The sequence below is a fragment of the Streptomyces capillispiralis genome, from assembly GCF_007829875.1.
GTDB lineage: Bacteria > Actinomycetota > Actinomycetes > Streptomycetales > Streptomycetaceae > Streptomyces > Streptomyces capillispiralis.
Genome location: NZ_VIWV01000001.1, coordinates 4527385 through 4551354, shown reverse-complemented (window position 1 = coordinate 4551354; position 23970 = coordinate 4527385). Strand labels below are relative to the sequence as shown.

Genomic DNA, 23970 nt, shown 5'->3' with positions numbered 1-23970 from the left:
CCAACCGGTCGCCCTCAGCCGAGCAGGACCACCTCGACCTCGGCGCCCGGGGCGACGGACTCGGTGTCCTCGGGGACGACGATCAGCGCGTTCGCCCGGGCCAGCGCCGCCACGAGGTGGGATCCGGCGCCGCCCACGGGGGTTACCGTGCCGTCGGCGTACCGGCCGCGCAGGAACTGGCGGCGGCCCTTCGGCGAGGTCAGTGCCCGCTCCGCGGTGAGCTCCGCGCGGACCCTCGGCCGGTGCACGTCGGTCAGGCCCATCAGGGTGCGGATGGCGGGACGGACGAACAGCTCGAAGGAGACGTAGGAGGAGACCGGGTTGCCGGGCAGGGCGAGCAGCGGGGTGTGGTCGGGGCCGATGGAGCCGAAGCCCTGGGGCTTGCCCGGCTGCATGGCGAGCTTGCGGAACTCGACACCGCTGCCGGGCTCGTCCTCGTCGGCGGCGTGCGACAGCGCCTCCTTGACGACGTCGTACGCCCCGACACTCACGCCGCCGGTGGTGACCATCAGGTCGGCGCGGACCAACTGGTCCTCGATGGTGTCGCGCAGGGTCGCGGCGTCGTCGGCGACGGCGCCCACGCGGTAGGCGATGGCGCCGGCGTCCCGCGCGGCGGCGGTGAGGGCGAAGCTGTTGGAGTCGTAGATCTGACCCGCGCGCAGTTCCTCGTCGGGCTGGACGAGTTCGCTGCCGGTGGAGAGCACCACCACGCGCGGGCGCGGGTGTACGCGCACCCGGCCGCGTCCGATCGCGGCCAGGAGGCTGATCTGCGGCGGACCGAGGACGGTGCCGGCCGTCAGGGCGCGGTCCCCGGCCCTGACGTCGCTGCCCTGGGCGCGCACGTGCGCGCGTGCCCCGGCCGGGCGGTGGACGTGGACCTGCCCGGTGGCGGCCTCGGGGGCGAGGCTGCGGGCGCGCATCCCGGTGACCGGGCCCTCGCCGAGCCCGCCGTCGGTCCACTCGACGGGGACGACCGTCTCGGCGCCGGGCGGGAGCGGAGCGCCGGTCATGATGCGGGCGGCCTGCCCGGGGCCGACGTGGAGGAGGTCGGCCTGGCCGGCCGCGACGTCCCCGACCACCTCCAGGACCGCCGGGTACTGCTCGCTCGCGCCCGCGACGTCCGCGACCCGTACCGCGTACCCGTCCATGGAGCTGTTGTCGAACGGGGGCAGGGACACCGGCACCGTCACGTCCTCGACCAGGACGCAGCCCTGGGCGTCGAGGAGGTTCAGCTCGATGGGCTCGAGCGGGCGGACGGTGGCCAGGATGTCGGCCAGGTGCTCGTCCACCGACCAGAGGTGGTCCGGGCCTGCGGTGCGGGGCGCGGCGGTGCTCAACGTTGCTGCATCTCCTCGGTGACGTAACGGCGGAGCCAGGTCCGGAAGTCCGGGCCCAGGTCCTCACGTTCGCACGCGAGTCGGACAATGGCACGCAGGTAGTCCCCGCGGTCGCCGGTGTCATAGCGCCGGCCCTGGAAGACGACGCCGTGCACCGGGCCGCCGACCTTCTCGTCCGCCGCGAGCTGCTGGAGGGCGTCGGTGAGCTGGATCTCGCCGCCGCGACCGGGCTCGGTCTTGCGCAGTATGTCGAAGACGGCGGGGTCGAGGACATAGCGGCCGATGACCGCGTAGTGCGAGGGCGCCTCCTCGGCGGTGGGCTTCTCGACCAGGCCGCCGACCTTGACGACGTCGGTGTCGTCGGTGGCCTCGACGGCGGCGGAGCCGTAGAGGTGGATCTGCTCGGGGGCCACCTCCATGAGCGCGATGACGCTGCCGCCGTGCTCCTGCTGGACCTCGATCATGCGCTGGAGCAGGGGGTCGCGCGGGTCGATCAGGTCGTCGCCGAGGAGGACGGCGAAGGGCTCGTTGCCGACGTGCGGGGCGGCGCACAGCACGGCGTGGCCGAGGCCCTTGGGGTCGCCCTGGCGGACGTAGTGCATGGTGGCGAGGTCGCTGGACTCCTGGACCTTGGCGAGCCGCTCGGCGTCGCCCTTCTTGCCGAGGGCCGACTCCAGCTCGTAGTTGCGGTCGAAGTGGTCCTCCAGGGGGCGCTTGTTGCGGCCCGTCACCATGAGGACGTCGTCGAGGCCGGCGGCGACGGCCTCCTCGACCACGTACTGGATCGCCGGCTTGTCGACGACCGGCAGCATTTCCTTGGGAGTGGCCTTCGTGGCGGGCAGGAACCGGGTGCCCAGACCTGCTGCGGGGATGACAGCCTTGCTGATCCGAGGGTGCGACTGAGACATGCCCGACACCATATCGGGTGCCATTGTGAGGAATCTGTGGCTCCGATTATTTACTGCTGATATGAGCAATTCGGAACGGTACAGGGACAGCTTTGAGACACAATGATCGCCCGGGTCAGCCTGACAAGCGCGCGTTGCGACGGGACATCCTCACGGTGAGGAACGGGTTGACGGCGGATGACGTACGGGAGTTCGCGGCCGCGCTGGCCCGGCAGGCACTCGCGCTGCCCGAACTGGCCACCGCGCGCACGGTGGCGGCGTACGTCTCCGTGGGGAGTGAGCCCGGCACGCTCGCGCTGCTGGACACGTTGCGCGCGCGGGGCGTACGGGTGCTGCTGCCCGCGCTGCTGCCCGACAACGACCTGGACTGGGGCGATTACACCGGGCCGGACTCCCTCGCGCGGGTGCGCCACGGCGGGCGCATGGCCCTCTTCGAGCCCGCCGGGGAGCGCCTCGGCCCGGAGGCCGTGACGGAGGCGGACGTCGTGCTGCTGCCCGGGCTGGCCGTCGACGCGCGCGGGATGCGGCTGGGGCGCGGCGGGGGCTCGTACGACCGGGTCCTCGCCCGGCTGGAGCGCGCGGGCGCCCACCCGGCACTGGTGGTGCTCCTGTACGCCCCCGAGGTCGTCGAACGCGTCCCCGAGGAGCCGCACGACCGGCCGGTGCACGCGGTGGTGACGCCCTCCGGGGTGCGGCGGTTCGGCCGGCCCCCGGGAACACCGGGTCCCTGATACGCGGAAGGCGTCCTCCACGCGCGCGTGGAGGACGCCTTCGACGGCGGGACCGGCCGGGTCAGGGCTTGAGCAGCAGGGTGTCGCTCGTGCTCTTGTCGACCGCCTTCTCCGAGTACGGCCACTCCAGCAGCTCGCCCTCGGCCCACTTGTCCGTCTGGTCGACGTAGTGGGAGCTGTAGGCGTGCCCGGAGGCGCCGGTGAGGTTGATCCACCGCGACTTGTCGAGGTCGCCGAGGTTGACCACCATCCGCATGGACGGCACCCACACGACCCCGTAGCCGCCGGCGGCGTTCCAGCCGGTCGCGTTGACCGTGGCCTCGCCGCCACCGAGCTTCCACGGACCGCGGTTGAGGACGTACTGGATGAAGCCGGGGCCCTCGGTGCCCAGTGTCTGGTTCTTCAGGAACAGGCGGTGCAGCCGGCCCCAGCTCCAGGTGTCGATGTCCTTGCCGAGCTTGGCGGTCAGCTCCCAGCGGGCGTCGATCATGGCCCGCTTGAACAGCTCGTCACGGTTGTCGGCGCCCGGACGGGTGCCCCTCTTGGGCGTCGCCCACCACTCGTTGTCCTTGTCGTCCATCAGCTTGCGGACCACCTCGAACCAGCGGTCGCCGCCGTCCGGCTGCGCCTCGCCGGCGTCCCGCTGGCCGCACTCGCGGACCTTGTCCGCCTCGTCGGCGGGACCGGTGGTGTTGACCGGGTCGACCCACAGGCACTGGCCCTTGACCCGCAGCTCCTTGGGGAGCTTGTGGCCGAAGGCGAGCTTCAGGATGTTGCGCCACACGGAGTTGAAGTACGCGGCCGCCGCCGAGTCGGCGTCCTGGGTGTAGTCCCAGCCCTCCAGCAGCTTCTGCGCCTCGCGCACGTCCTTGTCGCCCGTGTCGATCTTGAGCAGGTGGGGCACCAGGAGCTTGGCGATGGCGCTGGAGTTGTCCAGCTGCATCTGCCGCATGTCGTCCGTGGAGATCTTGCCGCCGTCCTTGATCTTCGACTGGATCAGGTCGGTGATGCGCTGGCTGCGGGCGCCGTAACCCCAGTCCGTGGTCAGCGTGTGGGGGTAGTCCTCGCCGACGACGGCCTGGTTGGCGGTGACGATGTAGCCGCGCTCCGGGTCGAACTCGTAGGGCAGCGCGTCCTGGTCGATCCAGCCGGTCCACTCGTAGTCGGGGTCCCAGCCGGGGGCGGGGACGGAGCCGTCGTGGCCCTCCGCGCGGGTGGGGATCTTCCCGGGCAGCGTGTAGCCGATGTGGCCCTCGGTGTCCGCGTAGACGAGGTTCTGCGAGGGGACCTCGAAGAGGGCGGCCGCCGCGCGGAAGCCGTCCCAGTCCTTCGCGCGGTTCATCGCGAAGATGGAGTCCATGGTGCGGCCCGGGTCCAGCGCGGTCCAGCGCAGCGCCACGCCGTAGCCGTCGCCGCGGTCGGGGGCCGCGCTGTCGACGGTGGCCTTCTTGCCGGCCTTCACCAGGTCGTCGGAACGGTCGGAGAGCAGGGGGCCGTTGTTCGTCTCCCGGACGACGATCTTCTGCGCGGTGCCGCCGGCGACCTCGATGGTCTCCTCGCGCGTCTTGAACGGCACCACCTTGCCGTCGTACTGGTAGCCGTCGCCGGTGATCTTCTCCAGGTAGAGGTCGGTGACGTCGACGCCGGAGTTGGTCAGGCCCCAGGCGATGTCCTGGTTGTGGCCGATTATGACGCCGGGCAGGCCCGCGAAGGTGTAGCCCGTGACGTCGTACTGGCACTTGGCGGAGACGCTGCGGCAGTGCAGGCCCATCTGGTACCAGACGGACGGCAGCGAGGCCGACAGGTGCGGGTCGTTGGCGAGCAGCGGCTCGCCGGTGATGGTGTGCTCACCGGCGACGACCCAGGAGTTGGAGCCGATGCCGTCGCCGTTGACGCCGACGGCGGTGGGGAGGTCCTGCATGACCTCCTGGAGACCCGCCAGCTGCCCCTCCAGGGCGGAACCACCGGTGCCGGTACCCGTGCCGGTCTCCGTACCGGTGCCGGTGCCGGTGCCGGTGCCGGTACCCGTGCCGGTCTCCGTACCCGTGCCGGTCTCCGTACCCGTGCCGGTCTCCGTACCCGTGCCGGTCCCGGTCCCGATGCCGGTCTCCGTGCCCGTGCCGGTTCCCGTTCCCGTGCCGGTTCCCGTGCCCTCGCCCTGCTCGTACGTCCCGGTGAGCTCGTTGAACTGGCCCTCCTGGATCACCGGCTTGTTCCGGTCGTACGGGTACTGCGGGTACAGGTCGGCGATCTGCTTCGGGCCGAGGCGGCTGGTCATCAGGGCCCGGTCGATCTCGTCCTTCATGTTGCCGCGCAGGTCCCAGGCCATCGCCTTGAGCCACGCCAGGGAGTCGACCGGGGTCCACTGCTCGGGCGCGTAGTCGTTGGTGAAGCCCAGCGCCGCGTACTCCAGGGAGATCTCCTTGCCCTCCTTACCCTCCAGGTACGCGTTGACCCCCTTGGCATACGCCTGGAGGTGCTTCTTGGTGGAGGGGGAGAGCTTCTTGTCGTACTCCTCCTTGGCGATCCGGTCCCAGCCCAGCGTGCGCAGGAACTCGTCGTTGTCGACCTGGCCCTTGCCGAACATCTCCGACAGGCGCCCGGAGGTCATGTGCCGGCGCACGTCCATCTCGTAGAACCGGTCCTGCGCCTGGACGTAGCCCTGCGCCATGAACAGGTCCTCGTCGGAGGAGGCGTAGATCTGCGGGATGCCGTGGCCGTCGCGTTTGACGTCGACGGTCCCCGTCAGGCCCTTGAGCGTGATCGAACCCTTGGTCTGCGGGAAGGAGGCACGCACGGTGCTGACCGACCAGTACCCCCCGTAGGCGACACCGCCGATCAGGGCCAGCACCAGGACGAGCACGATCAGTCGAGCTTTACGCCCTTTCTTCCTGCCGGACTTGCCGGGTTGCTGACCCGTGGAGGCGGTGGTGTCGGTGGGCATCGCTGTCCTTGCTGTCCTAACGCGAGCGGCAGGTCGGGCTGTGCTTTTAACTGAGCGCTGGAGCAACGATAGGCGCAGGGGCCCGTGGCACTTGACGCGGAGTCGGGAACCAGCCCGGACGGCCGTTCGATCTTGCCTCGATCCGCGTCAAGAAAGCGTCAAGAGTTAGGTAAGGTAACGAAGTAGTTTGCCGCGGAAGCGGTGGATCGCAAGCGATGTACGTGTGCTCAGGCGCGGGCGCGCATGAGTCAGGGAAGGGAACGGCCGCTGACTGTCCACCACCTCAACCAGCTCCTGCTCGTCTGCTCGATCGTCCTGCTCGTCGCCGTCGCAGCGGTCCGGATCTCCTCGCGCAGCGGGCTCCCCAGCCTGCTCGTCTACCTGGGCATCGGCATCGCGATGGGCCAGGACGGCATCGGTGACATCCACTTCGACAACGCCGAGTTGACGCAGGTCATCGGGTACGCGGCGCTGGTCGTGATCCTGGCCGAGGGTGGTCTGGGCACCAAGTGGGCCGAGGTGAGACCGGCCCTGCCCTCGGCCTCCGCGCTCGCGCTCGTCGGGGTCGCGGTGAGCGTCGGGGTCACGGCGTCGGCCGCGCACTACCTGATCGGGCTGGAGTGGCGGCAGGCGCTCATCATCGGCGCGGTGGTGTCGTCGACCGACGCCGCGGCCGTCTTCTCGGTGCTGCGGAAAATACCGCTCCCCGCGCGGGTGACCGGCACCCTGGAGGCGGAGTCCGGATTCAACGACGCCCCCGTCGTCATCCTGGTGGTCGCCTTCTCCACGGCCGGACCGGTCGAGCACTGGTACATGCTGCTCGCGGAGATAGCGCTGGAGCTGGCCATCGGCGCCGCCATCGGGCTCGCGGTGGGCTGGCTGGGCGCCTGGGGGCTGCGGCACGTGGCGCTGCCCGCCTCCGGCCTCTATCCGATCGCCGTCATGGCCATCGCCGTCGTCGCCTACGCGGCGGGCGCCATCGCCCACGGCAGCGGCTTCCTCGCCGTCTACCTCGCCTCGATGGTGCTGGGCAACGCCAAGCTGCCGCACTGGCCCGCCACCCGCGGGTTCGCCGAGGGCCTCGGCTGGATCGCCCAGATCGGCATGTTCGTCCTGCTCGGCCTGCTGGTCACCCCGCACGAACTGGGCGACGACATCGTGCCCGCGCTGGTCATCGGGCTGGTGCTGACCATGGTGGCCCGGCCGCTGAGCGTCGTGCTGTGCCTGGTGCCGTTCCGGGTGCCCTGGCAGGAGCAGGCACTGATGTCCTGGGCCGGACTGCGCGGCGCCGTGCCCATCATCCTGGCGACCATCCCGATGGTGGAGGGCGTCGAGGCGAGCGAGAAGATCTTCAACATCGTCTTCGTCCTGGTCGTCGTCTACACCCTCGTGCAGGGTCCGACGCTGCCCTGGCTGGCCCGCACGCTGCGGCTGGGCAAGGACGCCGAGGCCGCCGACCTCGGCATCGAGTCGGCGCCCCTGGAGCGGCTGCGCGGGCATCTGCTCTCGGTCGCCATCCCGGCCGGATCGCGGATGCACGGCGTGGAGGTCGCCGAACTGCGGCTGCCCGCCGGGGCCGCCGTCACCCTCGTGGTGCGGGAGGGCACGTCCTTCGTGCCACTGCCGTCGACGGTGCTGCGGCGCGGGGACGAACTGCTCGTCGTCGCCACGGACCCGGTACGGGACGCCGCCGAGCGGCGCCTGCGCGCGGTGGGCCGCGGCGGCAAGCTGGCCGGCTGGCTGGGCACCGACGGATCACCGTCCGACCGCTGACACCGTGCTCCGCTTCACAGACAGCCGGACGGTTGATCCCTGTACGATGCAAGCGACCCCCAGATCGAACCAACTCTGCCTGACGCAGAGCTGGCGCGACCGTATGGCGGCCGGAACGCCCTGAGCTGCGGCACCGGTATCTACCGCAGTCAGCGCAAGAGGACAGCTCTCGGCGCGCCCGCACGACACCGCGCGGGACGGCGCTACCAGGTGGCAGAAAGGCACGGGCCGTGGCATCCACGGTCACTCCGTCGAAGGACTCGGCGGCCGCCACCCGTCCGGGATACGGCCGGCTGCTGCGCACCCGCGGCGCCTGGACGTTCCTGCTCCCCGGCTTCGCGGCACGCCAGCCGTTCGCGATGCTCACCATCTCGATCGTGCTGCTGGTGCAGCACACCACCGGCTCGTACGGCGCGGCCGGTGCCGTCGCGGCCGTCACCGGTGTCTCCATGGCGCTGTTCGCGCCCTACAGCGGCCGTCTCGCCGACCGTCACGGACAGCGCGCGGTCCTGGTGCCCGGGGTCCTGCTGCACACGGTGTCCGGGCTGGCGCTGACCGCGCTCGCGCTGGGTGACGCGCCTCTGTGGGCGCTGTTCGCCGCCGCCGTCCCCACCGGCGCCTCGGTGCCGCAGATCGGGCCCATGGTGCGCGCCCGCTGGGGCGTACGGCTCAAGGGCTCCCCGCTGATGACCACGGCGGCGGCCTTCGAGTCGGTCACCGACGAGTTCACCTTCGTCGTCGGACCGCTGCTGGCCACGGCCCTGTGCACGGCCGTCGACCCGGCCGCGGGCCTGCTCACCGAGGCCGCTCTCACCCTGGTCGGCGGACTGCTGTTCGCCGCGCGGAAGGGCACGCAGCCCGCGGCGGGCCGCGACGGGCACGCGCGCGTGGAGCGCGTTTCGGCGCTGCGCGTCCCCGGGGTGCGCGTACTGATCGTGACCTTCCTGGGCATCGGGGCCGTCTTCGGCGGCATGCAGGTCTCGCTGGCCGCGTTCTCCGAGTCGATCGGCGAACCCGGCCTCAACGGCGTCCTCTACGGCGTCTTCGCCGCGGGAAACATGCTGTCCGGCATCGCCTGCGGGGCGATCGCCTGGAAGACCGCGCCGCAGCACCGCCTGGTCGTCGGCTACACGGCGCTCGCGCTGACCGCCTCCGCCCTGTGGACCGCCCACTCGGCGCTGCTCCTGGCCGGACTGGGCCTCCTGGTCGGCATGTGCATCGCACCGGCTCTGATCACCGGCTACACCCTCGTGGAGGACCTGGTCCCGGCCGGGGCGCGGACCGAGGCCTTCACCTGGCTGACCGGTGCCGTCGCGCTCGGCCAGGCAGCGGCCGTCACGGTCGCCGGACAGTTGGAGGACCGCCTCTGGGACGGCGCCGGATTCCTGGTGCCGATGGCCGGTACGGTGCTCGCCCTCGCGACGCTGCTGGCACTGCGATCACGGCTGGCGACGGCCCCGCGCGGGCGCACCGTCGCACGTGGCGTGGGTCACCGCGAGCCCGTCGCAGTGGACTGAACCCCCGGAATACGTCACTATGGACCGTCGTTAGCACTCATCGAGTGAGAGTGCCAGGAGGAAGACAGTGCCCACCTACCAGTACCAGTGCACCGAGTGCGGCGAGGGCCTCGAGGCGGTGCAGAAGTTCACCGACGACGCTCTTACCGAATGCCCGAACTGCGAGGGCCGCCTGAAGAAGGTGTTCTCGGCGGTCGGCATCGTCTTCAAGGGCTCCGGCTTCTACCGCAACGACAGCCGCGGCTCCTCGTCGAGCAGCTCCCCGGCGTCGTCGAAGTCGTCCGGATCGTCCTCGACGAGCTCCTCCGCTTCCTCGTCCTCCTCCTCGGACTCCGGTTCGAGCGCGTCGACCGCCTCCTCCGGCTCCGGCACCACCGCCGCGTAGGGCGCCGGCACCACTGCGTCGTCCGGGTCCGGCCCACTGCGTCGTCCGGGTCCGGCACCACCGCCTCCCCCGGCTCCGGCACCACTGCCGCGTGCCCTGCCGGGCGTTCGGCGCCGTGTGAGGCCGAAAACTCACGGGACCCCGCTCGTCCGCCGACGACGGGGTCTCCGGCGTTTCCGGGTGCCGTTAGGGTGCCCACCATGGCGAACATGGCGAAGGCCGAGATCGGCGTGATCGGCGGATCCGGTTTCTACTCCTTCCTCGACGACGTGACCGAGGTCCAGGTCGACACCCCCTACGGGGCGCCCAGCGACTCCCTCTTCCTCGGCGAGGTGGCCGGCCGGCGGGTCGCCTTCCTCCCCCGGCACGGACGCGGCCACCATCTGCCGCCGCACCGGATCAACTACCGGGCCAACCTGTGGGCGCTCCGGTCGGTCGGGGCGCGCCAGGTGCTCGGACCGTGCGCGGTGGGCGGTCTGCGCCCCGAGTACGGGCCGGGCACGCTGCTGGTGCCGGACCAGCTCGTGGACCGTACGAAGTCCCGGGTGGGCACCTTCTTCGACGGGCTGCCGCTGCCCGACGGCACCGTGCCGAACGTGGTCCATGTGTCGCTGGCCGACCCCTACTGCCCCACCGGGCGGGCGGCCGCGCTGAAGGCGGCGCGCGGGCGGGACTGGGAGCCGGTGGACGGCGGCACGCTGGTCGTGGTGGAGGGGCCGCGCTTCTCCACCCGCGCGGAATCGCTGTGGCACCAGGCGCAGGGCTGGTCGGTGGTGGGCATGACCGGCCACCCCGAGGCGGCGCTCGCCCGTGAGCTGGAGCTCTGCTACACCTCGCTGACCCTGGTCACCGACCTCGACGCCGGCGCCGAGACGGGTGAGGGGGTCTCCCACGACGAGGTGCTGCGGGTGTTCGCCGCCAACGTGGACCGGTTGCGCGGGGTGCTCTTCGACGCCGTGGCCGCGCTGCCGGCGACGGAGGAGCGGGACTGTCTGTGCACTGCGGCGCTGGGCGGGATGGATCCGGGGTTCGCGCTGCCGTAGGCCGCCGACGGCCGGCCGGGGATGCAGGGATTGCATCAGGTGGGCGGAGGCTCTCGTTCGGGTGGCGGATTTGTCCACAGGTCCGTGGGCGTCCACAGGGCCCGGCGGGCATCGGCGGGAAGCCTCATCGTGGGAGTCGCAAGCCGGTCCCTCGTCGCAGGTGGTGGTCCCCGTGTCCCGCTCTCCCTCCCCGCACCGCTCCCCTTCCCCGCACCGCTCCCCCTCCCCCGTCCCTTCTGCGCACCGCACCCCCTCCCCCGCCGGGCCTCGGCCGCCCGGCGCCGATGTCCCCGCCCCGTGCGAGGTGCCGCACTTCGCCCCGGTGCGGGTGCGCGGCGGCCTGCCGCTGCCGGGCCGGCTCGTCCGGCACCGGAGGCGGGCCGTGGCGGTCGGCCTCGCGGTCACGGCGGCGGCGCTGGTGGCGGCGGGACCCCGGGACGCGGACCGCTCCCGCGGCCATCCCGGCGGGACCTCGGCCGCCCGGGCCGCCGCGTCGTCCCCCGGTGACCCTCCCGTACGGGCGCGGCGCGCGGGCGCGACGGTGACGGCGGCCGTGCGGATCGCCGACGGGGCGACGGTACGGCTGCTGCGGCCGGGCGACCGGGTGGACGTGATCGCCGCCGAGGAGACGGTGTCCGGCGGTGAAGCCCGTGTGGTCGCGCGCGGTGCCCGGGTCACCGAGGTGCCGGAACCGGTGGCCGGCGCGGATGACGGCGCGGATGACGGCGGCGCCCTGCTGGTGCTGTCGGTTCCGCGCGCCACCGCGGCCGGGCTGGCCGGCGCGAGTGCCACGGCACGGCTGGCGGTGACGATGTGGTGAACGGTGCGTTTTCGAGCCTCGTTCGCCCGTCGGGGACCTCGTTCGAGCGACCCGGCTGGACACGTCGGCACCGCTCTGGCGTAGGTTGCGGAGCGTTTGATTCCGCGCAGTGCGCATCTGAACTGGGGGCTCGACGTGAGCGAGAAGAAGGAATCCGTGTGGGCGGGCTTCAAGGCCTTCCTGACGCGCGGGAACGTCGTCGATCTGGCCGTGGCGGTGGTCATCGGCGCCGCCTTCACCAACATCGTCAACGCGGTGGTGAAAGGCGTCATCAACCCCTTGGTGGGTGCGTTCGGCACGAAGAACCTGGACAGCTACGCCTCGTGCCTGAAGGGCCCGTGCGAGGGCGCCGGGGACACGGCGACCGGCGTCAGGATCCTGTGGGGCTCGGTCCTCGGCGCGACGCTGCAGTTCGTGATCACCGCGGCGGTCGTCTACTTCCTGATGGTGCTGCCCATGGCGAAGTACCTGGCCCGGGTGGAGGCCCGCAGGAAGGCCAAGGAGGGCACGCAGGAGGTCGTCGAGGTCTCCGAGCTGGAGGTGCTCAAGGAGATCCGCGACACCCTCGTCGCGCAGCGCGGTGCGGGTCCCGGCGAGCGATAGCGGCGCCGCCCGCCGGCGGGCGGGTCAGATGTGGTGGGGCGGCTTCTCGTCGAGGAAGCGCTTCAGGTCCGAGGCGCTGTCGCCGGAGGGGCGATCGCCCCACCCGCGGTCCGTGTCGTCCGAGGACTGCTGTTCCAGCGGGTCGTCGAAGACCAGCGCGGGCTTCGCGTCACGGGGCGAGGGTTCGGGGGCGGTACTCATACGCCAAGGGTACGGCCCCGGCCGGCGGGCAGAACTGGTCTCATGACAGCTGACGCTCTGACGGATGTGGCCGGGGTGCGCGTGGGACACGCGACGCGCACCGGCGACGGTTGGCTCACGGGCACCACGGTCGTGCTCGCCCCCGAGGGCGGGGCGGTGGCCGCGGTGGACGTGCGCGGAGGCGGCCCCGGCACCAAGGAGACGGACGCGCTCGATCCGCGCAACCTGGTGCAGCGGGTCGAGGCGATCGTGCTCACCGGGGGCAGTGCCTACGGGCTCGACGCGGCGTCGGGGGTGATGGCCTGGCTGGAGGAGCGGGGCCGCGGGGTGCGGGTCGGTCCGGATTCCGCGCACGTGGTGCCGGTGGTGCCGGCCGCCTGCGTCTTCGACCTGGGCCGGGGCGGCGACTTCCGGGCCCGCCCGGACGCGGCCACGGGCCGGGCCGCGGTCGAGGCCGCTGCGGCGACCGGACCGGGCGCACCGGTGGAGCAGGGCTGTGTCGGCGCCGGCACGGGCGCGGTGGTGGGCCAGTTGAAGGGCGGTGTCGGCACCGCGAGCGCGGTGCTGGAGTCGGGCATCACGGTCGCCGCGCTGGTGGTGGCCAACGCGGCGGGGTCGGCACTGGATCCGGAAACGGGGGTGCTGTACGGGGAGTTGTTCCAGGGCCGGGTGCGCTACCCGGCGGCGGAGGTGCACGAGGCGGCGCTGCGCCGGCTCGCGCAGGTGGCCGAGCGGAACGCGCCTCCCCCGCTGAACACCACGCTCGCGGTGGTCGCCACCGACGCCGACCTGTCGAAGGCGCAGGCGCAGAAACTGGCGGGCACCGCTCACGACGGCATCGCGCGAGCGGTCCGGCCGGTGCATCTGCTGAGCGACGGGGACACGGTGTTCACCCTGGCCACCGGTGAGCGCCCGCTGGACGCGGCGGATCCCCTGGCCCTCAACGAGGTGCTCGCGGCGGGCGCGGACCTGGTGACCCGCGCGATCGTACGAGCCGTACGGGCCGCCGGGCCGGTGGACGGGCCGGGCGGATCGTGGCCGAATCACGGGGAGTTGTACGGGGAACGGTGAAGAAACCGCTCGCCGGCCGCCCCGTCGGGCGGCCCGGGAATTTCTCCCGCGACCCGCTCGTTCCCCCGCCATCCGATTTCTCGGTTCCGGGACATGATGTCCGGCCGAGGGGCTACGGTATGCACCCACAAGGTGACATGCAGCAACGCCGGGAGAAACCTTGAGCGTTCCGTACGAGACGGAAGCGTACGAACCACCCGATCCACCCGAGTCTCCGGAGGAGCACCTCGCGCGACTCCTCGGCCGCGCCCTGAACTCCTTCGAGCTGCCCGACGAGACGGTCGGCCGGCTGGACTGCGCGCTGGTGCACGACAGTTCGCTGCACTCCGCGCACCACAGCGCGGGCTTGCACCGGGAGACGTACCGGCACACCTGGCTGCTCGCCGACGGTTCGGCGCTCACCCTGTGGGAGCTCGTCCACAACACCGCCGCGGGAGCCGAGCCCCAGCACGAGGTGTACGTGGACGAGGAGGAACTGCGCACGGCCACGGCCCGGTTGCCGCTGCCGCCGGACACCACGGACTTCGAGCTGCCGGTGACGGTGCAGCTGTCTCCGGCCCCCGCCCTGCGGCACGTCTACGTCCCGGAGGGTTCCGCGGACCACGCGCGCCGTTTACTGCGCCGGGCGGAGAACGTGGACCGGCCGGGTGCGGAGACGGCCGCCCTGCTGGCCACGGCGTGCGCGCACCGGATCACGCAGGCCTTCGGCCGGCCGTCCCGTGCGGGGCGTACGCGGCTGGCCTTCTCGCTCTACGAGCACGCGTTCCTGCTGGGTGACGGCGCGGAGTTGTCCCTGTGGGAGGTCGAGCACACGGTCACGCCCGACGGGCGCCACATGTGCGAGGTGTATGTCAGCGAGGAGGCGGCGCGGGAGGCGATGGAGCGCCGGGCGGCGCAGGTCTCCTGATGCTGACGAGGCTGAGGCTCAGCGCCCTTCGCTGAGGCGTCGTACCAGCCCGGCGAACGCGTCGCGTTCCGCTTCGGTGAGGTGGACCGCTTCGGCGGCCGGGCCCGTCCTTCGCTGGCGGGGGATGGCCGGGGTGCCGTGCGGCGTGTGCCGGTGGGCCGCCTCCCGGCGCTCTCGCGCGCGCTCGCGTATCCGCCCGCGTCGACGCCGCAGGGCACCGGCCAGACCCGCCGCGCAGACCACGGCCACCAGGGTGATGACGGTGGCACCCGTGGTCCGCGAGATCGTCTCGTGCTCACGCATGCGGCCCAGTAGACACCACGATCCGGGCTGGTGAACCCGGATCGTGATGAGCGTGATCTATATCGCAGTAGGCATGAACCACCCATACCTACCCATATGGACGCGTCGTCGTGGCTCTAGGCGGCCACCGGCTCCTTGCTGCCCGCGCTGCCCGTGGCCGCAGCGGACGTGTCCTCGCCGGTCCCGGCGGCGGCAGGGGCGGGCTTGCGCAGGCCCTTGAGGACGATGACCAGGGCGGTGGTGACACCGACACCGGCGGCGATGGCGACGAGGTAGAGGAGCGGGTTGCCGATCAGCGGGACCACGAAGATGCCGCCGTGCGGGGCGCGCAGGGTGGCGCCGAACGCCATGGACAGGGCTCCGGTGACGGCGCCGCCCGCCATGGAGGCGGGGATCACGCGCAGCGGGTCGGCCGCCGCGAACGGGATCGCTCCCTCGGAGATGAAGGAGGCGCCCAGGACCCAGGCGGCCTTGCCGTTCTCCCGTTCGGTCCGGTTGAAGAGCTTGCCGCGGACCGTGGTGGCCAGGGCCATCGCCAGCGGCGGCACCATTCCGGCGGCCATCACCGCGGCCATGATCTTCATCGCGGAGTCGCTGGGGCTCGCGACGGCGATCCCGGCGGTGGCGAAGGTGTAGGCGACCTTGTTGACGGGGCCGCCGAGGTCGAAGCACATCATGAGGCCGAGCAGGGCGCCGAGCAGGACGGCGTTGGTGCCGGTGAGGCCGTTCAGCCAGTCGGTCATGCCCTTCTGCGCCTCGGCGATCGGCTTGCCGATCACGACGAACATCAGGAATCCGACGACCGCGGCGGAGATCAGCGGGATCACCACCACCGGCATGATGCCGCGCAGCGCGGTGGGGATGCGCGCCTTCTGGATCGCGATCACCACACCACCGGCGATCAGACCGGCCGCGAGGCCGCCGAGGAAGCCGGCGTTGATGGTGAGCGAGATCGCGCCGCCGACGAAGCCGGGCACGAGTCCGGGCCGGTCGGCCATGCCGTAGGCGATGTACCCGGCCAGGACCGGGACGAGGAAGCCGAAGGCGACGCCGCCGATCTGGAAGAGCAGCGCGCCCCAGCTGTCGGCCTGGGTCCACACGAAGTGGTCCATCACCGACGGCGCCTTGTTGATCTCGTAGCCGCCGATGGCGAAGCCGAGGGCGATGAGCAGACCGCCCGCCGCGACGAACGGCACCATGTAGCTGACGCCGGACATCAGCCACTTGCGCAGCTTGGTGCCGTAGCCCTCGCCGCTGTCGCCGGCGCGCTCGACGGGCGTACCGCCGGAGGCGGCGGCCACGCCGGTGACCTCGCCGCGCTCGGCCTTGCCACGGACCTCGGCGATCAGGTCGGCGGGGCGGTTGATGGCCGCCTTGACGCCGGTGTCGACGGTGGGCTTGCCGGCGAAGCGGTCCTTCTCCCGTACGGGGACGTCGTGGGCGAAGATCACGCCGTCCGCCGCCGCGATCACGGCCGGGTCGAGCCGGGTGAAGCCGGCGGAGCCCTGGGTCTCGACGACGATCTCGATGCCCGCCTCGCGGCCGGCGTTCTCCAGCGACTCGGCCGCCATGTAGGTGTGGGCGATGCCGGTGGGGCAGGAGGTGACGGCGACCACCCGGAACGGACGGCGCTCCGCACCGGCCGCGGCGGTGGCGGCACCCGGGGCGGCCGTCGCGGCACCCGGAGCGACCGGGGTGGCACCCGGAGCGACCGGGGTGGCCTCCGCGCCGTCGGTGACCGGGGACGGAGCCGGCTTCGGCTTCGGCTCGTCGGTGACCGTGGCGGCGCCGGCGGAGGCCGCCGCCGGCGCCGCCACGGAGTCTGCGGTGCCGCTCCCGGCGGCCGTCGGCGGCTCGTCGCCGCGGATGAGCGCCGCCGCTGCCGCCGCGTCGCCCACCGACCGGAGCGCGGTGGTGAACTCGGCGTTCATCAGCTGCCTGGCCAGCGACGACAGGATCGTCAGATGGGCGTCGTCGGCACCGGCCGGGGCGGCGATCAGGAAGATCAGATCGGCGGGCCCGTCCGCCGCGCCGAAGTCGATCCCGGCACCGCTGCGCCCGAAGGCCAGGGTCGGCTCGGTGACATGCGTGCTGCGGCAGTGCGGGATGCCGATGCCGCCGTCGAGGCCGGTCGGCATCTGCGCCTCGCGGGCGGCGACGTCGGCGAGGAAGCCGTCCAGGTCGGTCACCCGGCCCAGGGCCACCATGCGCCCGGCGAGGGCACGCGCCGCGGCTTCCTTGGTGTCGGCGGACAGGTCGAGATCGAGATCGACCAGGTCCGCGGTGATCATGTCGCTCATCGCGGGCTCCTTCGCACGCGTATCGCCCGTGCAGCGGGGTGGGCGTAAGAGGGGACGGGGGTGAGGAGGGGGAGGGGAAGAGCGGGGGCGGGTCCGGCCGCCGGGCGGGGGGTCATGACGCCGGCTCCCGCAAGGGGCGGTCGACGGGCACCTCGGCCGTGACGGTCACCGCGTCGGGGGCCAGGTCGTCCGGTGTCGGCATCACGCTGCCGGGCAGCCGGACGGCCGCGGCGCCGTGGGCGACGGCCGAGGCCAGCGCCTCGGGGCCGCGTCCGCCGGCGATGAGGAATCCGGCGAGGGAGGCGTCGCCCGCGCCCACGTTGCTGCGGACGCCGTCCACCGAGGCGGTGCCGAACCAGGCGCCGTCCGCGTCGACGAGCAGTTGTCCGTCGGCGCCGAGGCTGGCGAGGACGGCCCGGGCGCCGGTCGCGCGCAGTTCCTCGGCCGCCTTCAGCGCGTCACCCACGGTGGCCAGGGGGCGCCCCACGGCCTGGGCGAGTTCCTCGGCGTTCGGCTTCACCACGTCGGGCCGCTCGCGCAGGGCCGCGAGCAGCGCGGGCCCGGAGGTGTCCAGGGCGATGCGTACGCCGGCGGCGTGCGCCCGGGCGACCAGGGCCGCGTACCAGGAGGGCGCGAGTCCGCGCGGCAGGCTGCCACAGCAGGCGATCCAGTCGGCGCCCGGGGACTGCCGGCGCACGGTGTCGAGGAGCAGTTCCCGCTCGGCCGGGGTCAGTTCGGGGCCCGGCGCGTTGATCTTCGTCAGGACGCCGTCCGACTCGGCGAGGGCGATGTTGGAGCGGGTGGCGCCGGCGACCGGCACCGGCGCGACCTCGATGCCCTGCGCGTCGAGCAGGTCGGCGACCAGGGCACCCGGCGCGCCGCCCAGCGGCAGTACGGCGACCGTGCGCCGCCCGGCCGCGGCGACGGCGCGGGAGACGTTGACGCCCTTGCCGCCGGGGTCGACGCGTTCGCCGGTGGCCCGGACGACCTCACCGCGGTCCAGCGAGGGGACCTCGTAGGTGCGGTCCAGGGACGGGTTGGGGGTGACGGTGAGGATCATGCGCGTACCACTTCCGTGCCGCCGCTTTCGATGGCGGCGGCGTCCTGCGGGCTCAGCCCGCTGTCGGTGATCAGCAGGTCCACGTCGCCCAGGTCGCCGAAGCGGGCGAAGTGCTCCTGGCCGTGCTTGGAGGAGTCGGCGAGCAGCACCACGCGGCGGGCGGCGGCCATGGCCGCGCGCTTCACGGCGGCCTCGGCGAGGTCGGGGGTGGTCAGACCGTGCTCGGCGGAGAAGCCGTTGGCGGCCACGAACAGGACGTCCGCGCGGATCTCGGCGTACGCGCGCAGCGCCCAGGCGTCCACGGCGGCGCGCGTACGGTGCCGCACCCTGCCCCCGACCAGGTGCAGCTGGATGCCGGGGTGGTCGGCGAGGCGGGCGGCGATGGGCAGGCTGTGGGTGACGACGGTGAGGGAGAGCTCCGCCGGCATGACCTCCGCGAGCCGGGCGGCCGTCGAACCGGCGTCGACGATCAGGGTGCCGTCGGCGGGGAGTTCCGCGAGGGCGGCCTTGGCGATGCGGTCCTTCTCGTCGGCGGCGGTCGTCTCCCGCTCGGCGAGGTCGGGCTCGAAGTCGAGGCGGCCGGCGGGGATGGCGCCGCCGTGCACCCTGCGGACCAGGCCGGCGCGGTCGAGGGCCTTCAGGTCCCGGCGGATGGTCTCGGCGGTCACCTGGAACTCCTCGGCCAGCGAGACCACGTCCACCCGGCCGCCTTCGCGGGCTAGCCGCAGAATCTCCTGCTGGCGTTCCGGTGCGTACATGTCCGGCTGCCTCCGAGTCGGGTCCGGGGCCGGCCCAGCCATGCCCGAACGTGTGGTTTCGCTCGGAGAGTACGCCCAGATGTCCGGCAAGTAAACAGGTACGGGCACGATCGGGCATGAACGGGCATCCGATCGCGTCCGTCTTTCCGGCCCTTCCCGCTGCACAGGGGGCCGGACCACCGCGTGGGCACCCGTGGGCCCGGCACCCCCCTGAGTGCCGGGCCCACCCGTCCTCGGAACGCATCCCGAAGACGCCCCTCCAGGACACGCCCCGGTCAGGAGACGAGCTCGGGCTCCTTCCCCACCGCGGCCGGAGCCTCCTCCGCGCCCTCCACGTGCTGGGCCGGGCGCTTCGGCAGGGCGAACATCAGCAGGAAGATCACGCCCATGACCGCGGCCACCCAGCCCAGCGCGTGCTGGAAGCCGTCCGCGAAGGCGGCCGGCCCCGCCCCGGCCGACTCGACCCGCTCGTCGATCACGCCGAAGAACACCACCGACACCAGGCCGAGCCCGAGCGCGTTCCCCATCTGCTGCACGGTGTTGATCAGGCCGGACGCCGACCCGGCGTGCTCGCGCGGCACCTCGGACAGCACCGCGTCCGTGAGCGGAGCGACGATCAGCCCCATGCCGACGCCCATGACCACCAGCGGAAGCGCCATCTGCCAGGAGGCGATGGACTGGCCGTACCGCCCGGCCTCCCAGATGTAGATCAGCACCCCGGCCGCCATCACCAGCGCCCCCGCCTGGAGCACCTTGCGTCCGTAGCGCGGGACCAGCAGCTGCACCGACATCCCGGCCGCGACCGAGACGGCGATCGAGAAGGGCACACCGGTCAGCCCGGCCCGCAACGCGCTCCAGCCCAGGCCGATCTGCATGTAGAGCGTCCAGACCAGGAAGAAGATGCCGAGGCCGATGCCGAACACCGTCTGCACCGCGATGCCCGCCGCGAAGCTCTTCACCTTGAACAGCGACAGCTCGATCAGCGGTGAGCCGTCCCGCGCGCTCTTCCTCCGCTCGTACGCCACCAGCGCCGCGAAGACCACCAGCGCGCCGGCCATCGACACGTACCCCCACAGCGGCCAGCCCAGCTCACGGCCGCGGGTGAGCGGGTAGAGCAGCATCAGCAGGCCCAGCGTCACCAGCGCGACACCGACGAGGTCCAGTTTGAGGGCGCGCGGCGCCTTCGACTCGGTGATGAAGCGGCTGCCGAGGAGCAGTCCGGCGATGCCGACCGGCAGGTTGATCAGGAAGATCGGCCGCCATTCCAGGCCGAACAGGTTCCACTCCGTCAGCAGCGCGCCGAGCAGCGGTCCGGACACGGCGCCGAGGCCGACGATCGCGCCGAACAGCCCGAACACCTTGCCGCGCTCGTGCGCCGGGAAGGTCGCGTGGACGATCGACAGCACCTGCGGCACCATCAGCGCCGCCATGGCGCCCTGGAGGATGCGGGAGGCGACCAGCATCTCCGGGTTCACGGCGAGGCCGCACAGCGCCGAGGCGAGGGTGAAGCCGCCGATGCCGATGAGGAAGACCCGCTTGCGGCCGTGGATGTCGCCGAGCCGGCCGCCGGTGACGAGCCCGGCGGCGAAGGCCAGCGCGTAGCCCGCGGTGATCCACTGGATCTGACTGAAGGTGGCGCCCTCGTCGCGTTGGATGGAGGGGATCGCGATGTTGACGATCGTGACGTCGACGAGGTCCATGAAGGCCGCGGTCATCACGATCGCCAGCGCGAACCAGCGGCGACGGTCGCCCGCGACGGGCCCTGGTGCTTGCGGGGTGTCGGTGAAGGTCATGTCCGTGAAGCTATGACCCCAGTAGGTCAGATCGTGTCCTACTTCTGCGGCATCCTCGTCTCCATGACGACGGACACTCCGGCCCGGCTTCTCCAGCTCCTCTCCCTCCTCCAGACGCCCCGCGAATGGCCCGGCGGCGAGCTGGCCGACCGGCTCGGCGTCTCCCGGCGCACGATCCGGCGGGACATCGACCGGCTGCGGGAGCTCGGCTATCCCGTGCAGGCGACCCTGGGCGCGGACGGCGGCTACCGGCTGGTCGCCGGGAAGGCGATGCCGCCGCTGGTACTCGACGACGAGGAGGCGGTGGCCATCGCGGTGGGCCTGCGGGCCGGCGCCGGGCACGCGCTGGAGGGCGTGGACGAGGCGTCCGTACGGGCGCTCGCCAAGCTGGAACAGGTGCTGCCCGGCAGACTGCGCCACCGCGTCAGCACCCTCCAGGCCGCGACCACCCCGCTGACCAGCGGGGACGGAGCGACGATCGCTCCCGAGACGCTGACCGTCATGGCGTCGACGGTGGCCGGGCACGAGCGGCTGCGGTTCGCCTACCGCGCCGCCGACGGCACGGAGTCCCGGCGCGTGACGGAGCCGTACCGGCTGGTGTCGACCGGGCGGCGCTGGTACCTCGTCGCCTACGACCTCGACCGCGCGGACTGGCGGACGTTCCGCGTCGACCGGGTGAGCGAGCCCTTCGCCACCGGGGCGCGCTTCACACCCAGGGAGCTGCCGACCGGGAGTGCGGCGGAGTACCTGCGCCGGTCCATGCACCGGACACAGGAGTCGTACGAGCTCGTCGTCACCTTCGCCGCACCGGCCCAGGTGATCGCGGCCCGACTGCCGGGCTGGCTGGGCGCGCCCGAGCCGTTGGACGGGGACCGTTGCCGGCTGCGCGCGACGGTGACGGGCGCCAAGGAGTGGACGGCGGTACGGCTGGCGATGCTGGGACACGAGTTCACCGTGCAGGAGCCCGCGGAACTCGTGGACGTCGTCCGGGCGTTGGGGGAACGGATGAGCCGGGCGGCCGGGGGCTCGGATACGGGAACGTGAACGGGAACAGGCACGGGCACAGGCGTGGGCGTGGGCGTGGGTACCGGCTCATGACATGACGTCAGGCTGCCGTCCGGGGCCTGCCATCTCACCCCACGGGAAGTCCCGCAGCGCCTCCAGGTTGCCCACCGCCAGTTCGACCGGTCCTCCCGGGCCCTCGGGCGGGCCGTCACCCGCCGCCCAGCTCTCCATGGCCGTGCGCACGGCCGCGCTCGCGACGGCCGCGGCGAAGCACAACCGGGCGCGGTCGGCGACGGGGTCGGCAGCACGATCGGCGACGAGGTCGGCACCACCGTCCGCGACAAGGTCGGCAGCGCGGTCCGCGACGAGGTCGGCAACGTTGTCGCTGCCGTGCGGGGCCTGACCGGCCGTCAGCCGCTCCTCCAGCGCCACCGTCAGATTCCGCTCCGACGCCTGGCATGCCTCGGCCCACACCCTGCGCAGGGCCGGGTTCGCCTCCGCCAGCCGGATCAGGGTGCGCGCCCAGTTCCACGACGCGGCCGACACTCCGACGCCGGGCGTCAGCGTGTGGCGCACGGCGTCCTCCAGGACCCGCGGCAGGGGCAGCTCGGCGGGTGCGGCGCGCACCGCCTCCACCCAGCGCTGGGCGCCGGCCGCGTAGAGCGGGCCGATGGCCTCTTCCTTGCTGGCGAAGTAGCGGTAGAAGGTGCGCGGTGCGATGCCGGCGGCCTGGGCGATGTCCTCGGCCCGGGTGGCCCGCAGGCCCTGCCGGACGAAGAGACCGGCCGCCGCGCGGGCGATCTCCATACGGGTCTCGGCCTTGCGCCGTTCGGTCAGCGAGACCGCGGGAGGCGCGGAAGGCGGAGGAGGGGGCGTCGGGGTGGTGCTGCTCACGCCCGGCAGGCTATGCCCATGTGGCACAATCTGCCATCTGGCGGGCCACCCCGGGGTTCAGGTTCGGGGTGGCCCGCTGACACCGGACATGAGAAAGCCGGGCCCGGCGCCCGGGGGGAGGGGCGCCGAACCCGGCCTTGGGAAGTCCCGGCGCCGGGGGGGGTTGTGCGTCGGGACGTGGCTCTCATTGGCCCAGCAGGCTCAAGATCCAGAGGGCTCAGGCCCCCGGGACCCGAACTCCTGGGCTCGGGATCCGAACTCCTGGGCTCTGCATTCTTGTTCCCGGAGCCCACCGGGTTGAAGCGGCGGACAACGGCCATGTTTTGCGCGGTCTTTCGCCACCCGGCGCACGCGGCCGGTCGCTTCGCACCACCGTGCCGCACCCCCACTTCACGCCGTCGCCTCACGCCACCGCACCGAGTCCGCACCTCACGCTACCTCTTGGGCACCGCGCGGCACGCTACCGCGTCGAAGGCGCGCGGTACACCGGCGCGTCACGCTACCCCGCCTGCGGCGGATGTCACGCCGCCGCGTCGAACCCGGTGTCGCGGGCCAGCTTCTTCAGCTCCAGCAGCGCGTGCTTCTCGATCTGGCGGATGCGCTCGCGGGTCAGGCCGTGCTCCTTGCCGACCTCGGTCAGCGTGCGCTCGCGGCCGTCCTCGATGCCGTAGCGCATCTTGATGATGGAGGCCGTGCGCTGGTCGAGGCGGCCGATCAGGTCGTCCAGCTCCTCGCTGCGCAGCAGCGTCAGCACCGACTGCTCCGGCGACACCGCGGAGGTGTCCTCCAGGAGGTCGCCGAACTGGGTCTCGCCCTCGTCGTCCACCGACATGTTCAGCGAGACCGGGTCGCGGGCCCAGTCCAGGACGTCGGTGACGCGCTCCGGCGTGGAGCCGAGCTCGGCGGCGATCTCCGCGGGCTCCGGCTCCCGGCCGTGCTCACGGTTGAACTCGCGCTGCACGCGCCGGATCCGGCCCAGCTCCTCCACCAGGTGGACGGGCAGGCGGATGGTGCGCGACTGGTCGGCTATGGACCGCGTGATGGCCTGGCGGATCCACCAGGTGGCGTACGTGGAGAACTTGAAGCCCTTGCGGTAGTCGAACTTCTCCACCGCGCGCACCAGACCCGCGTTGCCCTCCTGGATCAGGTCGAGCAGGGGCAGGCCGCTGCGCGGGTAGCGGCGGGCCACGGCGACGACGAGGCGCAGGTTGGAGCGGATGAAGACGTCCTTGGCCCGCTCGCTCGCGTCGACGAGGGCCTGCAGCTCCTCGGGGGTGGCCCCGGCCTTGTTCTCCTCGAGGCCGTCCAGGATCTGCCGCGCGAACACACCCGCTTCGATGATCTGGGACAGCTCGACCTCCTTGGCGGCGTCGAGCAGCGGCGTGCGCGCTATCTCGTCGAGGTACATGCCGACCAGGTCGCGATCGGCGATCTCGCCGCCATGGGCGCGAACACTGCTTGCCGAGTCGACCGTCTCGCCGGTGGCGGACTTACGACGGGCGACGGCACGGGTTGCCATGCGTGCTCCCTTGCGATGATGAGGTCAGCGGGTGGTCCTGCGGACGCTCGGCACGGTCTTCAGGGTCTCTCCGGACTCTGGTCGGGTGCCCGCATCCG

The 23970-nt window shown here is 72.4% G+C and carries 21 protein-coding genes; 10 read left to right on the top strand and 11 right to left on the bottom strand.

The window, feature by feature from the left end:
• Positions 1 to 14: 14 nt before the first annotated feature.
• Positions 15 to 1337, bottom strand: a complete 1323-nt coding sequence (gene glp, locus FHX78_RS19780; RefSeq protein ID WP_145868754.1) for a molybdotransferase-like divisome protein Glp — start codon at positions 1335 to 1337, stop codon at positions 15 to 17.
• Positions 1334 to 2245 (bottom strand): UTP--glucose-1-phosphate uridylyltransferase GalU, encoded by a 912-nt coding sequence (gene galU / locus FHX78_RS19775; RefSeq protein ID WP_145868753.1) that lies wholly within the window; start codon positions 2243 to 2245, stop codon positions 1334 to 1336. Before galU ends, glp begins: the two co-directional genes overlap by 4 nt.
• A 92-nt stretch (positions 2246 to 2337) precedes the next feature.
• Between galU and FHX78_RS19770 the strand changes: the two genes are divergently transcribed.
• Positions 2338 to 2976, top strand: coding sequence for a 5-formyltetrahydrofolate cyclo-ligase (locus tag FHX78_RS19770; RefSeq protein ID WP_145868752.1), 639 nt, complete (start codon positions 2338 to 2340; stop codon positions 2974 to 2976).
• Positions 2977 to 3037: 61 nt separating this feature from the next.
• Here the strand turns inward: FHX78_RS19770 and FHX78_RS19765 are convergent, their stop codons facing one another.
• On the bottom strand, positions 3038 to 5920 hold the full coding sequence (locus FHX78_RS19765; RefSeq protein ID WP_145868751.1) for a penicillin acylase family protein: 2883 nt from the start codon (positions 5918 to 5920) through the stop codon (positions 3038 to 3040).
• Positions 5921 to 6163: 243 nt separating this feature from the next.
• On the opposite strand from FHX78_RS19765, the gene FHX78_RS19760 reads away from it, so the two are divergent.
• The 6 genes from FHX78_RS19760 to FHX78_RS19735 all read left to right on the top strand — a co-directional run bounded on the left by FHX78_RS19760 (position 6164) and on the right by FHX78_RS19735 (position 12061).
• Positions 6164 to 7693, top strand: a complete 1530-nt coding sequence (locus FHX78_RS19760; protein ID WP_145868750.1) for a potassium/proton antiporter — start codon at positions 6164 to 6166, stop codon at positions 7691 to 7693.
• Between the two features lie 230 nt (positions 7694 to 7923).
• Complete coding sequence (locus FHX78_RS19755; RefSeq protein WP_145868749.1) at positions 7924 to 9210, top strand: MFS transporter; 1287 nt, start codon at positions 7924 to 7926, stop codon at positions 9208 to 9210.
• Positions 9211 to 9277: 67 nt separating this feature from the next.
• Entirely contained in the window at positions 9278 to 9595 is a 318-nt protein-coding gene (locus tag FHX78_RS19750) for an FmdB family zinc ribbon protein (RefSeq protein ID WP_145868748.1), read from the top strand.
• A gap of 200 nt (positions 9596 to 9795) precedes the next feature.
• Positions 9796 to 10638: an S-methyl-5'-thioadenosine phosphorylase gene (locus tag FHX78_RS19745; RefSeq protein WP_145868747.1), complete on the top strand. Its 843-nt coding sequence runs from the start codon at positions 9796 to 9798 to the stop codon at positions 10636 to 10638.
• A 304-nt stretch (positions 10639 to 10942) separates the two neighbouring features.
• Positions 10943 to 11458, top strand: a complete 516-nt coding sequence (locus FHX78_RS19740; protein ID WP_145868746.1) for a hypothetical protein — start codon at positions 10943 to 10945, stop codon at positions 11456 to 11458.
• 135 nt (positions 11459 to 11593) lie between these two features.
• On the top strand, positions 11594 to 12061 hold the full coding sequence (locus FHX78_RS19735; RefSeq protein ID WP_145872072.1) for a large conductance mechanosensitive channel protein MscL: 468 nt from the start codon (positions 11594 to 11596) through the stop codon (positions 12059 to 12061).
• 24 nt (positions 12062 to 12085) lie between these two features.
• Here the strand turns inward: FHX78_RS19735 and FHX78_RS19730 are convergent, their stop codons facing one another.
• Positions 12086 to 12262, bottom strand: coding sequence for a hypothetical protein (locus FHX78_RS19730; protein ID WP_145868745.1), 177 nt, complete (start codon positions 12260 to 12262; stop codon positions 12086 to 12088).
• Positions 12263 to 12304: 42 nt separating this feature from the next.
• Between FHX78_RS19730 and FHX78_RS19725 the strand changes: the two genes are divergently transcribed.
• Positions 12305 to 13333 (top strand): P1 family peptidase, encoded by a 1029-nt coding sequence (locus FHX78_RS19725; RefSeq protein WP_145868744.1) that lies wholly within the window; start codon positions 12305 to 12307, stop codon positions 13331 to 13333.
• A gap of 160 nt (positions 13334 to 13493) precedes the next feature.
• On the top strand, positions 13494 to 14240 hold the full coding sequence (locus tag FHX78_RS19720; RefSeq protein WP_145868743.1) for a DUF6227 family protein: 747 nt from the start codon (positions 13494 to 13496) through the stop codon (positions 14238 to 14240).
• Between the two features lie 18 nt (positions 14241 to 14258).
• On the opposite strand, the gene FHX78_RS19715 is transcribed toward FHX78_RS19720, so the two are convergent.
• The 5 genes from FHX78_RS19715 to FHX78_RS19695 all read right to left on the bottom strand — a co-directional run bounded on the left by FHX78_RS19715 (position 14259) and on the right by FHX78_RS19695 (position 20454).
• Positions 14259 to 14543: a hypothetical protein gene (locus FHX78_RS19715; RefSeq protein WP_145868742.1), complete on the bottom strand. Its 285-nt coding sequence runs from the start codon at positions 14541 to 14543 to the stop codon at positions 14259 to 14261.
• A gap of 116 nt (positions 14544 to 14659) precedes the next feature.
• A complete protein-coding gene (locus FHX78_RS19710; RefSeq protein WP_145868741.1) occupies positions 14660 to 16843 on the bottom strand; it encodes a PTS fructose transporter subunit IIABC in 2184 nt (727 codons plus the stop codon).
• A 112-nt stretch (positions 16844 to 16955) separates the two neighbouring features.
• Entirely contained in the window at positions 16956 to 17903 is a 948-nt protein-coding gene (gene pfkB, locus FHX78_RS19705) for a 1-phosphofructokinase (protein ID WP_145868740.1), read from the bottom strand.
• Positions 17900 to 18661 (bottom strand): DeoR/GlpR family DNA-binding transcription regulator, encoded by a 762-nt coding sequence (locus FHX78_RS19700; RefSeq protein WP_145868739.1) that lies wholly within the window; start codon positions 18659 to 18661, stop codon positions 17900 to 17902. The genes pfkB and FHX78_RS19700 overlap by 4 nt, the downstream gene beginning before the upstream one ends.
• 275 nt (positions 18662 to 18936) lie before the next feature.
• Positions 18937 to 20454, bottom strand: a complete 1518-nt coding sequence (locus tag FHX78_RS19695) for an MFS transporter (protein ID WP_145868738.1) — start codon at positions 20452 to 20454, stop codon at positions 18937 to 18939.
• A gap of 63 nt (positions 20455 to 20517) precedes the next feature.
• Between FHX78_RS19695 and FHX78_RS19690 the strand changes: the two genes are divergently transcribed.
• Positions 20518 to 21498 carry a helix-turn-helix transcriptional regulator gene (locus FHX78_RS19690; protein ID WP_145872071.1) on the top strand — a complete coding sequence of 327 codons (981 nt, stop codon included), beginning with the start codon at positions 20518 to 20520 and terminating at the stop codon, positions 21496 to 21498.
• 48 nt (positions 21499 to 21546) lie between these two features.
• Here FHX78_RS19690 and FHX78_RS19685 read toward each other — a convergent pair whose 3' ends face one another.
• Together FHX78_RS19685 and FHX78_RS19680 are read right to left on the bottom strand one after the other, a co-directional pair.
• Complete coding sequence (locus FHX78_RS19685) at positions 21547 to 22353, bottom strand: TetR/AcrR family transcriptional regulator (protein WP_145868737.1); 807 nt, start codon at positions 22351 to 22353, stop codon at positions 21547 to 21549.
• Between the two features lie 520 nt (positions 22354 to 22873).
• Positions 22874 to 23872, bottom strand: coding sequence for a sigma-70 family RNA polymerase sigma factor (locus FHX78_RS19680; protein WP_145868736.1), 999 nt, complete (start codon positions 23870 to 23872; stop codon positions 22874 to 22876).
• Positions 23873 to 23970 lie beyond the last annotated feature (98 nt).